Origin of the sequence: Actinomycetospora flava, assembly GCF_037400335.1 — a bacterium.
Taxonomy (GTDB): domain Bacteria; phylum Actinomycetota; class Actinomycetes; order Mycobacteriales; family Pseudonocardiaceae; genus Actinomycetospora; species Actinomycetospora flava.
Map to the genome: position 1 here is coordinate 60,695 of NZ_JBBEGM010000008.1, position 12,740 is coordinate 73,434.

Here is a 12,740-nt window from a genome sequence, read left to right on the forward strand (position 1 = left end):
AGTCCGTCCGGGCACGGCGCGACGACGGGCGCCCACCGCGCGCCCAGGCGCCGCGGGTACCCCCGATCGGGCGAACCTGTGCTCCGTCTGCCTCGCCGCCCTCTCAGGTTCCCCGGGGGGACGTGCGCCCGGCGGTGCGAGCGATGCGGCGTCGCTGGCGTGTGACGCCAGGATCGCCACATCCTCGCGGGCGCGACACGCCGCGGGGGCTTGGCCTGGCGTGTGTCAGCGTGGCGGCCACGCTGACGTTCAACGTCAGGAAATCCACCGGCTCGGGTCAGCGGCGGCCGAGCACCGTGTGCACGATGCCGCGCTGCCAGCCGTCGACGGGGCGCGTGTGCACCTCGCGCAGACCCGCGTCGCGCAGCCGCTGCTCCAGGCGTGTGAGCCCGTCGAAGGCGAGCACGCTGCGCCAGAGGTAGCGGTAGAGCGAGGCGTCGCCGGTGACGCGCCGGCCCAGCGGGATGATCACGGCCCAGCACACGGCGCTCCACACCGACCGGGCGTAGGCGGAGTCGGCCACGGAGTACTCGTGGACGGCGATCGGGGCGCCGGGCGTGAGGTGGTCGACGAGCACGGCGACGCCGGCGTCGCGGTCCGGGAGATTGCGGACCAGGTACGCGGCGAGCAGGCCGTCGAACGGGCCCTCGAGGCCCTCCCGCGCGAGGGCGGCCGTGAGGTCCTCGGCCCGCGAGTGGACGAATCGGACGGTCTCCGGCCAGGCCTTCTCGCGCGCCTTGGCCAGCATCTCGGCCGACGCGTCCACGGCGACGACGCGGGCCTCGGGGTAGGTCTCGACCAGCGCCGCCGTCGAGAGCCCGGTGCCGCAGCCGACGTCGAGCAGCACCGCGCCGGCGCCCCGGTCGGGCAGGCCGAGGCGCTGCGCGGACAGGCGCAGGTGCTCGTGGTAGCCGGGGTTGGCGCCGACGAGGCGGTCGTAGGACGCGGCGTCCTGGTCGAACTGTGCCGACACCCCGGCCGCGGCGGACTCACGGTCGAAGGCGCCCTCCCGGCCACGCAGGGCCCGCCAGGCCGGCGGCACGAGGGCCACCGTGGCCGCCGCGAGGGCGAGCGCCGCGGGGGCGCGCAGTCGGGTCCGGCTCGATCGCGAGGTCACGCGCGCATCCTTCCGGTCGGCGCCGCCTCGGGCGCGAGCTGGGGGATCTCCTGACGTTCAACGCCAGCGTGGCCGCCACGCTGGAACACCTCGGAACTCGCTCGGTCGGCGTGTCGCGCGAGCGAGGATGTGGCGATCCTGGCGTCAGACGCCAGCGACGCCGCATCGCTCGAACGGGCGCTGGCGAGCGGATCAGCCGCGGCGGCGGGCGGCGCGGACGGCGTAGGTGCGTTCTGCGTACTCGATGTCGTCGGTCCACAGGCGTCTCGCCGCCCACTCCATCGCCGGGCGCACGAGGCCCTGCACGCGGCGGGCCTTCGCGAACCCGGGCCGCGGGGAGTGGGCGATCGTCGCCTCGACGACCGCAGTGCGGGGGCGGCCGTCGGGGTGCGGGGCCAGCGGGGTCGCGTGGGTCTCGACGACGCTGCCGGCGCCCTCGCCCTCGGTGATGTGCATGACGATCGTGCGCGGCTCCGGGCACGTGAACCGCGCGCGCACCGGCACGCCCCAGTTCTTCGAGATCCGGAACGCCACGCGCAGGTCGAAGTGGTCGTCGGCCTCGGCGGCGTCGCGGGCCGGCGCGCTCTCCACGCGCAGGTCGGCGAACGAGTGCGGGTGGAACCACGCCCCGTGCCAGGGGTCGAGCCGGTTGGCGATGACGTCGGCGGGCTCGCACGTGCCGACCATCGACGCCACGGCGACGAGGCTCTCGGGCACCGGCGGGCGCACCGGGAGCACCGGCGCCTCGGTGGGCTCCTCGCCCCCGACCGCGTCGACGCGGACCCACGCCAGCGCGCCGTCGTCGTACGCCGGCAGCGTCCGCCACCCGGCGCGCCCCGAGGGTCCGAGCGCCAGGCCGTGCCAGCGGCAGATCAGCTCGCAGCCCTGCTGCACGGCGGTGGACATGTCCGCGCCCAGGTGCGGGCACGCGCCCGGCCCGGCGTGCAGCGAGCCGTCCGGCGACCGCCACACCACCAGCTCCACGCCCGCCACCGACGTGCCGAACGGGGTGCCGGTGCGGATGTCGCGGCTCGCGCCGACCACGTACCAGTTGCCCGAGGGCCGCGCCGTGGCGCGCGAGAGCGCCGCGTCGATGACGCCGACCTTCGCCTCGCGCCACGTGGGCTCCATCGCCGCCCACTCCTGGCCGGAGAGCCGTCGCAGCGGGTGCACCGGCGTGCGCCGTTCCGCCTTCTTCAGCACGAACCGGACGCTAGGCCGGGTGTCGCAACAACGCAGTGAGGGGACGCGGGCTGTGGCCGGACGCACGTCGTGCTGCGCCGAACGTGCAGCCCCTCACTCCACAGGGGCACGCTCCCAGGGGCACGACAGGCACCGCGGGCCACCACGCCCCGACCCGAGCTCGAACCCCGCGATCGTGAGGACCTCGATCCCGGCGGCCTCCAGGCGGGCGTTCGTCGTCGTGTTCCGCTCGTAGGCGACGACCCGCCCGGGTGCGACGGCGAGGGTGTTGTTGCCGTCGTCCCACTGCTCGCGCTCGGCGGCCACCGATTCCAGCCCGGTGTCGACGGCGCGCAGCGTGTCGATGCCCATCGCGCGGGCCGCCGCCGGGCGGAACGGCTCGGGACCGGTGATCCGCAGACCGGAGGGTCCCTCGGGGCGCACGGTCCACGCCTCGAGCCCCTCGAGCACGCCGGGGTAGATGACCATCGTGTCGACGTCGACCATCGTCGCCACCGTGTCGAGGTGCATCGTCGCGCGGCGCTGGGTGATCGGGACGGCGAGCACGGTGTGCGCCAGGCCGTCGGCGAACATCGCCCGCGCGAACGACTCCGCGCCCGCGGGGCTGGTCCGTTCGCCCACGCCGATCGCGAGCACCCCGGGCGCCAGGAGCAGCACGTCGCCGCCCTCGACCGCCGACGGGTCCCGCGGCGCCGTGGGGATCACGACGCCGAGCTCGGGGTGGTGGCGCTGGGCCAGCGCGACCAGCGACGCCTCGCGACGGCGCGCCGGCATCCCCATCGAGGACGCCACGACCCGCGGGCCCACGCGGACCGACGAGTCGCGCGTGAACATGAGGTTGGGCAGGGGGTCGACGGCGAAGTCGTGCGGCCCGGCCATCGCCCGCACCAGCGAGTGGCCGGTGACGCCGAGCTCGGCGAACGTGCGTCCCCCGACGAGGGCGTCCGCGACGGCGTCGTCGTCGAGGCTCGCCAGCTCGGTGAACACGGCCGCGGCCAGCTCGCGGCCCAGCGCGCGCTCGTCGACGGCGGCCTCGATGCCCGCCTCCCGGGCGTCCGGGGCGGCCGCCAGCGACTCGCGCAGCACGTCGCCGAGCAGCAGGACCCGCACGCCCTCGGCGCGCAGCAGGTCGGCGAAGGCGTCGTGCTCGATCTGCGCGCGCTCGACCCAGGGGATCCCGTCGAACAGCAGCCGGTCGGCGTTGCGCGGGGTGAGGCGCTCGAGCTCGGGACCGGGGCGGTGCAGGACGACGGTGCGCAGCGCGCCGACCTCGGAGTCCACGCGCGGGAGACGGAGCGCAGCGGAGCTCGACCCTGACAGCGGCACGTCCACGGTCGGCGACCCTAGGGCGCCCGCTCTACTGTGCGCGGCATGGGACTCCTCGAGGACAAGGTGGTCGTGGTCACCGGTGCCGGTCGCGGCATCGGTCGCGGTGAAGCGCTGGAGTGCGCACGGCAGGGCGGAGCCGTGGTCGTCGCGGAGTTCGACGGCGAGGCGGGCGAGGAGGTCGCCAAGGAGATCGTCGCCGCCGGCGGGCGCGCGGTCTCGGTGGCCGGTGACGTCGCGGACGCCGACGTCGCGGACTCGCTCGTGACGGCGGCGGTGGAGAACTTCGGCGCGCTCGACGCCGTCGTCAACAACGCCGGCATCCTGCGCGACCGCACGCTGGTCAAGATGTCGGACGCCGAGTGGGACGACGTCATCCGCGTCCACCTGCGCGGGCACTTCGCCCCGACGCGCGCGGCGTGTCGCTACTGGCGGGAGAGCTCGCGCCCCGGGCACCTCGTCCACACCGCGTCGACCTCGGGGATCCTCGGCAACTTCGGCCAGTCGAACTACGGCGCGGCGAAGGCGGGCATCGCGGCGTTCTCGACGATCACGGCGATGGAGATGGCCCGCTACAACGTCACCTCGAACGCCATCGCGCCCTCGGCGCTGACCCGGATGACCGAGTCGCTGCTGCCGCCGGAGGTCCGCGAGGCGCGCGAGGCGATGCTCGCCCGCGGAGACTTCGACTTCTTCGACCCCGAGAACGTCGCGCCGTTCGTCGCCTACCTCGCGTCGGACCACGCGGCGCACATCAGCGGCAAGGTCTTCGGCGTCCAGGGCGACTCGATCGAGCTCTACCAGCCTTTCACCTCGGTCGCGGAGATCCGCGGCGACGGGCACCGCTGGGACCCCGAGGCCATCCCGGAGCGCATGGCCGAGCTGTTCGACGCCGCGGGGATCGACCCGGCACCGGAGAACATGATGGCGCGCTCGCGCCACAAGATCATCAGCTGAATCGAGCGCGTGGCGTGACGGACACTCATCGTCTGCAGCGCCACGCCGCTGACATCTACGCGGGCAGGAAGGGCAGCGCGCCGCGCAGGAGCGCCGAGCCGACGAAGGCGATGACGTCGAGCAGGGCGTGCGCGCCGACGAGGGGCCAGAGCCGGCCGGTGCGCTGCCACACCCGCCCGAACACCAGGCCCATGAGCAGGTTGCCGAGCCCGCCGCCGAAGCCCTGGTAGAGGTGGTACGAGCCGCGCAGCACCGCCGAGATCGCCAGCGCCCTGTTCTCCGAGACGCCGAGCCGGCGCAGCGCGTGCAGCAGGTAGCCGACGACGAGCACCTCCTCGGCCCAGGCGTTGGCGCACGCCGAGACGACCAGCACCGGGACCGTCCACCAGTACTGGTCGAGCAGCGACGGGATGACGGTCGTGTTCAGGCCCAGCGCGCGGGCGGCGAGGTAGAGCCCGAGGCCCGGGATGCCGATCAGGGCGGTGAGGCCGACCGCGCCGAGCGCGTCGCGCCCCGGCCGGCGCCCGTCGAGCCCGATCGCGCGCGGTCCCGCCCCGGCCCGCACCAGCAGGTACAGCCCGAGGCAGCCCCACGCGACGAGGACGAACGACCCGGCGAGCTGGGCGGCGAGGTCGGCCCACGGGTTGCGGGCGAGGGTCTCGTCGATGGCCGTCGTGCGCTGGTCCAGCGGCACCGGCGACGAGAGCGCGTCGAGCAGCGAGACGAGGCTGCGCACGCCCGAGAGGCCCAGCGTCACCGAGAAGACGATCACCAGCTCGGTGCGCAGCAGCCGCCGGTCGCGTTCCCCGAGCGGAGCGACCGCCGGGCCGGCCGGGCGCGTCCACCCGCGCCACACGTCCCGCGCCGTCACGCGCGCCACGGTAGGGGCAGCGTGGCGGGCGTGCCGGTCGCGGGTACCGCTAGCCGGTGAGCCGCCACGCCCTGATCTCCGGTGCCAGCATCGCCGGTCCCGCCGTCGCCCACGAGCTGAACGCCCGCGGGTGGCGCACCACCGTCGTCGAGCGCGCCCCCCGGCTGCGCGACGAGGGCCAGAACATCGACGTCCGGGGCGCCGGGCGCGAGGTCCTGCGCCGCATGGGCCTCGAGGACGCCGCCCTGGCGGCCGGCACCGGCGAGGTGGGCCTGCGCTTCGTCGACGACGACGGCGCCGCGGTCGCCGAGTTCCCGGCGGGCGAGGGCGACACGGCCGGCGGCACCGCGGAGATGGAGATCCTGCGCGGGGAGCTGTCGCGCCTCATCCACGAGCGCACCCGCGACACCACCGACTACCGGTTCGGCGAGCAGATCCGCGAGCTGACCGAGCACGGCGACCACGTCACCGCCCGCCTCGCCGGGGGCGAGGAGATCGACGCCGACCTCGTGGTCGTCGCCGAGGGCACGCGCTCGCGCACCCGCGACCTGGTGCTGCCCCCCGACGAGGCGGCCGAGGTCACCGAGCTCGGCCTCCAGGTCGCCTACCTGACGATCCCGCGCACCGGGGACGACGACCGCTGGTGGCGCTGGCACAGCGCCCCGGGCTCGCGGAGCACCAGCCTGCGTCCCGACAACCGCGGCACCACGCGCGCGATGCTCGCGTTCCTCTCCGACGTCCGCGGGCTCGGGGAGCTGGACCGCGACTCCCAGATCACGATCCTGCGCCGCACCTACGCCGACGTCGGCTGGCAGGCCCCGCGGGTGCTGGCGGCGCTCGAGGACGCGTCGCTGTACTTCGACGCCGTCGCCCAGGTCCGTCTGCCGCGCTGGAGCACCGGGCGCACCGTGCTGCTCGGCGACGCCGCCTGGGCCACCGGCCCGTTCGGCACCGGCACCACACTCGCGCTCGTCGGGGCCTACATCCTGGCCGGCGAGCTGGGCGACGGACAGGACACCGGTGCGGCCCTGGCCCGCTACGAGCAGCGGATGCGGCCCTTCGTCGCGCAGGCCCAGGACGTCAAGCCGGCGGCCCTGCGCGCGATGAACCCGCGGTCCGGGGCAGGCCTGGCGGTGCAGCGCCGGGTGCTCGGTCTCGCCGGGTCGCTGTCGTCGGTGTTCGGCGGACTGGTCGAGAAGCTCGCCGGCCCGCCGGCCGAGGGCATCGAGCTGCCCGAGTACCGGTTGACGGCCTGACGACGACGCTGTCCGGATCGCGGCAGCTCCGCTCCGCTTCGTGCCGCGGCGGTAACCTCGGTGCCGTGCTGCGCCTGCTCGTCACCCCCCGCTGGATCGGGTGGACGCTGTTCGCGCTCGCGGCCGTCGTCGTGTGCGGCGGGATGGCGTACTGGCAGGTCGTCCGGGCCGAGTCGCCCGGCGGGTCGCTGCTCAACGCGGGCTACGCGTTCCAGTGGCCGCTGTTCGGCCTGTTCTTCGCCGCCCTGTGGTGGCGCATGCTGCGGGCCGAGGCGAAGGCGCTCGACGAGGTGCAGGCCGCGCGGCGGGTCCGCGAGGCGCCGGAGCCCGTGCGCGCCGCCCCGGCGGACTCGCCGTTCGGGCCGCGGCCGGTCGGGGTCGCCGCGGGGGTGATGGACGGCGCCGTGGACGGGACGTCGTCACCCGAGCGTGCGCGCTGGAACGCCATGTACGCCGAGCTGGCGGCCGCCGAGCGAGGCCCGACCCCGAACGAGGAGACCGATCCACGGTGACCACGAGTGAGACCCAGGCCCCACCCACCCCGGAGGTCGTGGCCGCGCTCAAGCGCTACCGCGTCGGGGCGTGGGTGGTCGGTGTCGGCCTGCTCGTGCTCGTGCTGATCGGGATGCCGCTGAAGTACATCGGGGGTGACGGCACCGTCGTGGCGATCGTCGGCCCGATCCACGGCTTCCTGTACATGGGCTACCTGCTGCTCACCGCGGACCTTGCCTACCGCGACCGCTGGCCGGTCGGGCGCGCGGTGCTCGTGGCGCTGGCGGGGACGATCCCGTTCGTGTCGTTCGTGGCGGAACGGAAGATCACGCGCCCGCTGCGGGACGCGACGTAGGACGCAGGCCGGGCACGTCGTCGTCGCAGCCGATGAGGCTGCGGACGGCCTGGCCGAGCTGACCGGGGCACGACAGCGGCGCCGCGAACGGCAGGCGCACGTCGTGGTCGCCGGGCTCGGGGCCGTCGGTCTCGACGCGCAGCCGCAGCCCGAACCGGTCGACGCCGAGCGGTGAGATCCGATGGCCCGGGCGGCGCAGGTGCAGCGGGAGCCGCGGCACGAGCGCGGAGAGCGTGCCGGCGTGCGCGGCGGCGAGGTGGGCGAGCCACGGGTCGCCGGTGGCCGCGACGGGGTCCGGCGGCGCGGCGGCCATCGCGGTCGGCGCGAGCGCCTCGGTGCCCTCGGCGTCGGAGAGCACGACCATCGCCGGCTCGAGGCGCAGCAGCGTCTCGCCGTGGCCGACGTCGAGGAGGCGCTCGTCGGGGAGCTCGGCGGCGATCCGCAGCGCGGCGCGCCGGGCCACCCGCATCGGGAGCACGCGCAGCCGCCCGCTGACCCACAGCAGCCCGCGCACCGGCCGGCGCACCGTCACCGGCGCGACGTCGGCCAGCTCGAGCATCACGGGCAGCAGCGACTCACCGCGCTCGCGCACCCGCAGCACCAACGGGTGGTCCTCGGGGAACTGCAGTGTCGCCGCGCCCGTCGAGGGCACGTGGTGCAGCGTCGGGGTGGCGCGCAGCTCGCCGTCCTCGTCGGCGGACCCGACCGCCTCCCCGATCACCGCGGCGTGCCGGGCGCGGCCCGCGAGTGTCCGCGCGCGCTCGGCGGGCGGCGGGACGGGCGGGGCGGGCGGTCGGCTCCTGGCCATCGGACTCCCTCGGTGCGGACGAACTAAGGGGAGCCTAATCAAACTTCCGGGTCCGGCGCGAGACCCTCGTGAGCCACAGTGGATCCCCGGTACCGGTGGCCGGTGCCGGGCGGGCGCCCCGCTACCGTGCGGGACGTGTCCACCGTCCCCGAGGCCGGCGGGGCACCGGTCGACGGTGTGCCCGCTCTGCTCCGAGCGATCGTCGACGACGCCGCGCTCGTCGCCGAGGGCACGCGACCGGACATGGCGACGGTCGTCGACGAGCACCTCGCCGCCCGCGCCGACGACGCCGGCGGGCTGCTCGGCTCGCTGGTCGTGCCCGTGTCGCGGCTCTCCGAGCTGGTCAGCGTGCTGGTCAAGCGGCGTCCCTCCGCGCCGCTGCCGATCGCCCTGGCCGTCGACACCGGGCTCGGCGGCGTCCCCAAGGCGCTGTCGCTGACCTCCTCGCGCGCGGCCCTGCTCGACCCGCGCACCGTCGAGATGCCGGCGCCGCACGACGTCGACACCGTGTGGCTCGAGCGCGTCACCGAGTTCGTGCCCGAGGACGTGGTCGCGGTCGTCGAGCCGCGCCGCCCCGACGCCGACGGCTCCGAGGACTGGCTCGACGGGGTCCGCCGCGTGGTCGACCACGGCTGCCGGCCCAAGCTGCGCTGCGGCGGCGGCCGGGCCGGGGCGTTCCCGGGCGTGCAGGACGTGGCGGGCTTCCTGGCGCTGGCCGTCGGGGCCGGGCGCTCGTTCACCGCGAGCATCGGCCTGCAGTCGGCGGTCCGGCACACCGACCCCGACACCGGGTTCACCCACCACGGCTGGCTGAACCTGCTGGTGGCCACCGTGCGCGCGCTCGCCCCCGGCACCGACAGCCCGGTCGAGGAGCGCATCGGCGAGGCCCTGCTCGTCGACGACGGCGACGCGCTCGCCGCCGAGCTCGGGGAGGTCGGGTCCGACGCCGCGGTGCGGGTGCGCTCGCTGTTCTCGTCGTTCGGGTCGACGGCGGTCGCCGTCCCGGGCCCGGAGCTCGCGCGCCTCGGCCTGCTCTGACCCTTCGCGCGCGGCCCCGTACGCTCCTTGGACGTGACAGGGTTTCGGGTCGCCTTCCTCGGGCCGCACGGCACCTTCTGCGAACAGGCCCTGCGCACCCTGACGCCCGCCGTGCTCGGCGACGCCCTGGGCGAGCCGGAGCCGGCGCTGCTGCCGTTCGCGAGCACCACCGCGGCGCTCGACGCCGTGCGCGCGGGGGACGCCGAGGCCGCCTGCGTGCCCGTGGAGAACTCCGTCGAGGGCGGGGTGCCGGCCACCATGGACGGGCTGGTGGAGACGCCGCCGCTGGTGATCGTGCGCGAGATCCTGCTGCCGGTGCGCTTCTCGGTGCTCGTCCGTCCGGGCACGACGGCCGACGAGGTCGGCAGCGTCGCCTCGCACCCGCACGGCGAGGCCCAGACCCGGCGCTGGATCGCCGAGCACCTGCCCGCCGCGGAGGTCCGCCTGACGTCCTCGACGGCGGCGGCCGCCGCGCAGGTCGCCGCGGGCGAGGTCGACGCCGCGGTGTGCGCGCCGGTGGCCGCGGCCCACCACGGGCTCGTCGAGCTCGCCTCCGGGGTGCACGACACCGGGGACGCCGTGACGCGGTTCGTGCTGGTCCGCCCGCCGGGCGCGCCCGGGCTGCCCGCGCCGACGGGCGCCGACCGCACCTCGATCGCCGCGACCACGGTCAACCAGCCGGGCGCGCTGCTCGCGGTGCTCACCGAGATCGCGGTGCGCGGGGTGGACCTCACCCGCATCGAGTCGCGCCCGCTCAAGGACCGCCGCGGCGACTACTGGTTCTTCCTCGACGGCACCGGCCACGTCGCCGAGCCCGCGATGGGCGAGGCCCTGGCCGCGCTGCGCCGGCGCTGCACCGACGTCCGGTTCCTCGGCTCGTACCCGCGCGCGACCGTCGCGGGCGAGGAGGGGCCGGGCGGCGACCCCGGGCCCGGCCAGACCGTCAAGGACTACACGGAGTCGGCGTCCTGGCTCGCGGCGCTGCGCGACGGGAGCGGTGCATGAGCGACCTGCGCCTCGTGCTCGCCCGCCACGGCCAGACGCCGTCGAACGTCGAGCACGTCCTCGACACCGTGCTGCCCGGACCCCCGCTCACCGACCTCGGCCGTGCCCAGGCCCACGCGCTGGGCCGCGAGCTCGCCGAGGGCACCGAGGGCCGCGTGACCGCGCTGTACCACTCGCCGGCGCGGCGGGCGGTGGAGACGGCGGAGCTGGTCGCCGAGCACCTGGGCCTGGACCCGATCGAGGTCGAAGGCGTGCACGAGGTGCAGGTCGGCGACCTGGAGGGCCGCAACGACGAGCCCGCGGTCGCCGCGTTTCGGCGGGTCGTCGACCGGTGGCTCGACGGCGACCTCGACGCCCGGCACCCGGGCGGCGAGAGCGGGCAGGACCTGCTCGACCGCTACGAGCCCGTCGTCGCCGACCTGCGCGAGCGCCACCCCGACGGCGGCACGATCGTGCTCGTCAGCCACGGCGCCGCCCTGCGCCTCGCGGCCCAGGAGCTCGTCGAGCGTGTCGGTGTGCCGGCCCGCGACGAGGAGCACGTCGGCAACTGCGGGCGCGTCGTCCTGCGCCCGCGGGGCAGCAGCTGGGAGCTCGTGGCCTGGCGCAGCGCCGTCCCCGGCGGCCTGCCCGCCACGAACGACCCCACCGGATAGGTCTCACGCACGTAGAGGTCAGCCCCAGCCCAGGCGGTGCAGGGTCGCCTCGTCGATGCCGAAGTGGTGCGCGATCTCGTGCACGACGGTGACGGCGACCTCCTCCCGGAGCTCGTCCTCGTCGGCGCACACGTCCGCGAGCGCGAGGCGGTAGAGCGTGATCCGGTCGGGCAGGACGCCGCCGTAGTCGCTGTAGCGCTCGGTCAGCGCCACGCCCTCGTAGATCCCGAGCAGGTCGGGCTCCTCGCCGTGGCGGTCCTCGACGAGCACGACGACGTTGTCCATCGCCCGCGTCAGCGGCTCCGGGAGCTCGTCCAGCGCGTCGGCGACGAGCTCCTCGAACCGCTCGGGCCCGACGTCCACCACGGAAGAGGACGCTAGCCGCCGCCGAGGCCCGGGACCGGCAGCGAGGGCACCGGCAGGCCGGGCTGCTGGCCGGAACCGGGCTGCGTCGCACTGCCGCCGGCCGCGCCGCCCTCGGGGGCCGGGGCGGCGGTCGTCGAGCCGGGCACCGACGCCGGCGCGCCGGGGCGCAGGCTCGGCACCGTGGACGCCGGCGCCTCGCCGCCGATGGTGACGCCCTCGGCGGCCTTGCCGGTCAGCGGGGCGAACCCGGAGCTGTCGGCGAGCAGCGAGCCCAGGTTGCAGCTCACGCGGCGGGTGCCCGCGGTCCAGGACTCCTCGGCGAGGTTGGTCCAGTACACAGTGAGCTTCGAGTCGGTGAGCTTCTGCGCCGAGCCGACGTACTGCTCGGCGATCCGCTGGCAGGTCGGCTGCAGGTAGTTGTCCTGTTCGTCGACCGACGGGAAGCCCTGGCGGAACTGGGTGCCGAGGTCGACGGTGCCCGCCACCTCGGCGGCGTGGGTCTCGCCGCACGCGGTGGGGTCGGAGACCTCCTTGCCCGCGAGCCCGAGGCAGGTGCCCTGGTCGAACACGACGGCCTGGTCGGCGTCGGTGACCCGCCCGGTCGACGAGAAGAGCGCCCCGGTGCGACCCGGTGCCTGCAGCCCGCAGCGCACGGTGCGGTCGCCGGCGTCCCACGCGGCCTGGGTCGGCTTCAGCGCGCCCGCCTTGTAGCGCCCGGCCGGGTCGAGCTTGCCCTGCAGGTAGGTCCGCGCCTGCGGCGTGCACTGGTCGGTGACGAGCTGCTGCCACGCCGGGTCGGCCGGGAACGGCGCGCCCGGCGGCTGCGCGGCGTCGACCGCACCGACGCTCTCGAACAGGTGCGACTGGGCGCAGTCGACCTCGCGCACGTCGCCGGCGTCGTCACGGCTCCACGTCAGGCAGGCGCCGGGCTGGGTGGTCAGCGGGGGCGGCCCGTCGTCCTCGCCCGCCGAGGACGCGCCGGCCGGCCCGGACGACGACCCCGAGAACCCGAGGACCTCGGGGCCGGACCCGGTGGCGGCGAGCGCGGTGGCGGCGATCAGCATGATCAGCGCGCCCGCCAGCACGCCGACGACGCCGCGGCGGGCGGCGCGGCGGCGGGGGTCGGCGGCGTCGTCGGCGCCGAGGACGCGGTCGAGCCAGCGGTCCACACCGCGGGCGTCACCGTCAGCGTTGTACTCGCCGTCGGGGCCACCGTCACCGGACGGCCCGGACTGGCGTTCCCGGAGCAGCATCGCCCTGTCATCATGCCGCTCCGGGATTCCCCGGGCCGGG

General features: G+C 75.9%; 14 protein-coding genes. 7 read left to right on the forward strand and 7 right to left on the reverse strand.

Going from position 1 to position 12,740, the window contains the following annotated elements; translation table 11 throughout:
* Positions 1–277: 277 nt before the first annotated feature.
* From WCD58_RS19125 to WCD58_RS19135, 3 genes are all read right to left on the reverse strand, one after another.
* The gene (locus WCD58_RS19125) at positions 278–1,021 is read right to left on the reverse strand and encodes a class I SAM-dependent methyltransferase (protein WP_373696254.1); all 744 of its coding nucleotides are present in this window, start codon (positions 1,019–1,021) and stop codon (positions 278–280) included.
* 288 nt (positions 1,022–1,309) lie between these two features.
* Positions 1,310–2,248 (reverse strand): Rieske (2Fe-2S) protein, encoded by a 939-nt coding sequence (locus WCD58_RS19130; RefSeq protein ID WP_337704878.1) that lies wholly within the window; start codon positions 2,246–2,248, stop codon positions 1,310–1,312.
* A gap of 165 nt (positions 2,249–2,413) precedes the next feature.
* On the reverse strand, positions 2,414–3,601 hold the full coding sequence (locus tag WCD58_RS19135; protein ID WP_337704658.1) for an arginine deiminase: 1,188 nt from the start codon (positions 3,599–3,601) through the stop codon (positions 2,414–2,416).
* A gap of 90 nt (positions 3,602–3,691) precedes the next feature.
* Here WCD58_RS19135 and WCD58_RS19140 point away from each other — a divergent pair, with 90 nt between their 5' ends.
* Positions 3,692–4,603, forward strand: coding sequence for an SDR family NAD(P)-dependent oxidoreductase (locus WCD58_RS19140; RefSeq protein WP_337704659.1), 912 nt, complete (start codon positions 3,692–3,694; stop codon positions 4,601–4,603).
* 55 nt (positions 4,604–4,658) lie between these two features.
* Here the strand turns inward: WCD58_RS19140 and WCD58_RS19145 are convergent, their stop codons facing one another.
* Positions 4,659–5,474 (reverse strand): CPBP family intramembrane glutamic endopeptidase, encoded by an 816-nt coding sequence (locus tag WCD58_RS19145; RefSeq protein WP_337704660.1) that lies wholly within the window; start codon positions 5,472–5,474, stop codon positions 4,659–4,661.
* A gap of 56 nt (positions 5,475–5,530) precedes the next feature.
* Between WCD58_RS19145 and WCD58_RS19150 the strand changes: the two genes are divergently transcribed.
* The 3 genes from WCD58_RS19150 (at position 5,531) to WCD58_RS19160 (ending at position 7,577) form a co-directional block, all read left to right on the forward strand.
* Positions 5,531–6,730, forward strand: a complete 1,200-nt coding sequence (locus WCD58_RS19150) for an FAD-dependent monooxygenase (protein WP_337704661.1) — start codon at positions 5,531–5,533, stop codon at positions 6,728–6,730.
* 65 nt (positions 6,731–6,795) lie between these two features.
* A complete protein-coding gene (locus WCD58_RS19155; protein WP_337704662.1) occupies positions 6,796–7,242 on the forward strand; it encodes a hypothetical protein in 447 nt (148 codons plus the stop codon).
* The gene (locus WCD58_RS19160; protein ID WP_337704663.1) at positions 7,239–7,577 is read left to right on the forward strand and encodes a DUF3817 domain-containing protein; all 339 of its coding nucleotides are present in this window, start codon (positions 7,239–7,241) and stop codon (positions 7,575–7,577) included. The genes WCD58_RS19155 and WCD58_RS19160 overlap by 4 nt, the downstream gene beginning before the upstream one ends.
* Here the strand turns inward: WCD58_RS19160 and WCD58_RS19165 are convergent.
* Positions 7,549–8,385, reverse strand: coding sequence for a DUF2470 domain-containing protein (locus WCD58_RS19165; RefSeq protein WP_337704664.1), 837 nt, complete (start codon positions 8,383–8,385; stop codon positions 7,549–7,551). The genes WCD58_RS19160 and WCD58_RS19165 overlap by 29 nt on opposite strands.
* 135 nt (positions 8,386–8,520) lie before the next feature.
* On the opposite strand from WCD58_RS19165, the gene WCD58_RS19170 reads away from it, so the two are divergent.
* The 3 genes from WCD58_RS19170 to WCD58_RS19180 are packed head-to-tail and all read left to right on the forward strand — an operon-like array spanning position 8,521 to position 11,081.
* Positions 8,521–9,423 (forward strand): hypothetical protein, encoded by a 903-nt coding sequence (locus WCD58_RS19170; protein WP_337704665.1) that lies wholly within the window; start codon positions 8,521–8,523, stop codon positions 9,421–9,423.
* A gap of 33 nt (positions 9,424–9,456) precedes the next feature.
* On the forward strand, positions 9,457–10,428 hold the full coding sequence (gene pheA, locus WCD58_RS19175) for a prephenate dehydratase (RefSeq protein ID WP_337704666.1): 972 nt from the start codon (positions 9,457–9,459) through the stop codon (positions 10,426–10,428).
* Positions 10,425–11,081, forward strand: a complete 657-nt coding sequence (locus tag WCD58_RS19180; RefSeq protein ID WP_337704667.1) for a histidine phosphatase family protein — start codon at positions 10,425–10,427, stop codon at positions 11,079–11,081. The genes pheA and WCD58_RS19180 overlap by 4 nt, the downstream gene beginning before the upstream one ends.
* An 18-nt stretch (positions 11,082–11,099) precedes the next feature.
* On the opposite strand, the gene WCD58_RS19185 is transcribed toward WCD58_RS19180, so the two are convergent.
* Both WCD58_RS19185 and WCD58_RS19190 read right to left on the reverse strand, forming a co-directional pair.
* Positions 11,100–11,447, reverse strand: coding sequence for a metallopeptidase family protein (locus WCD58_RS19185; RefSeq protein WP_337704668.1), 348 nt, complete (start codon positions 11,445–11,447; stop codon positions 11,100–11,102).
* Positions 11,448–11,458: 11 nt separating this feature from the next.
* The gene (locus WCD58_RS19190; RefSeq protein WP_337704669.1) at positions 11,459–12,700 is read right to left on the reverse strand and encodes a septum formation family protein; all 1,242 of its coding nucleotides are present in this window, start codon (positions 12,698–12,700) and stop codon (positions 11,459–11,461) included.
* Between the last annotated feature and the right edge of the window lie 40 nt (positions 12,701–12,740).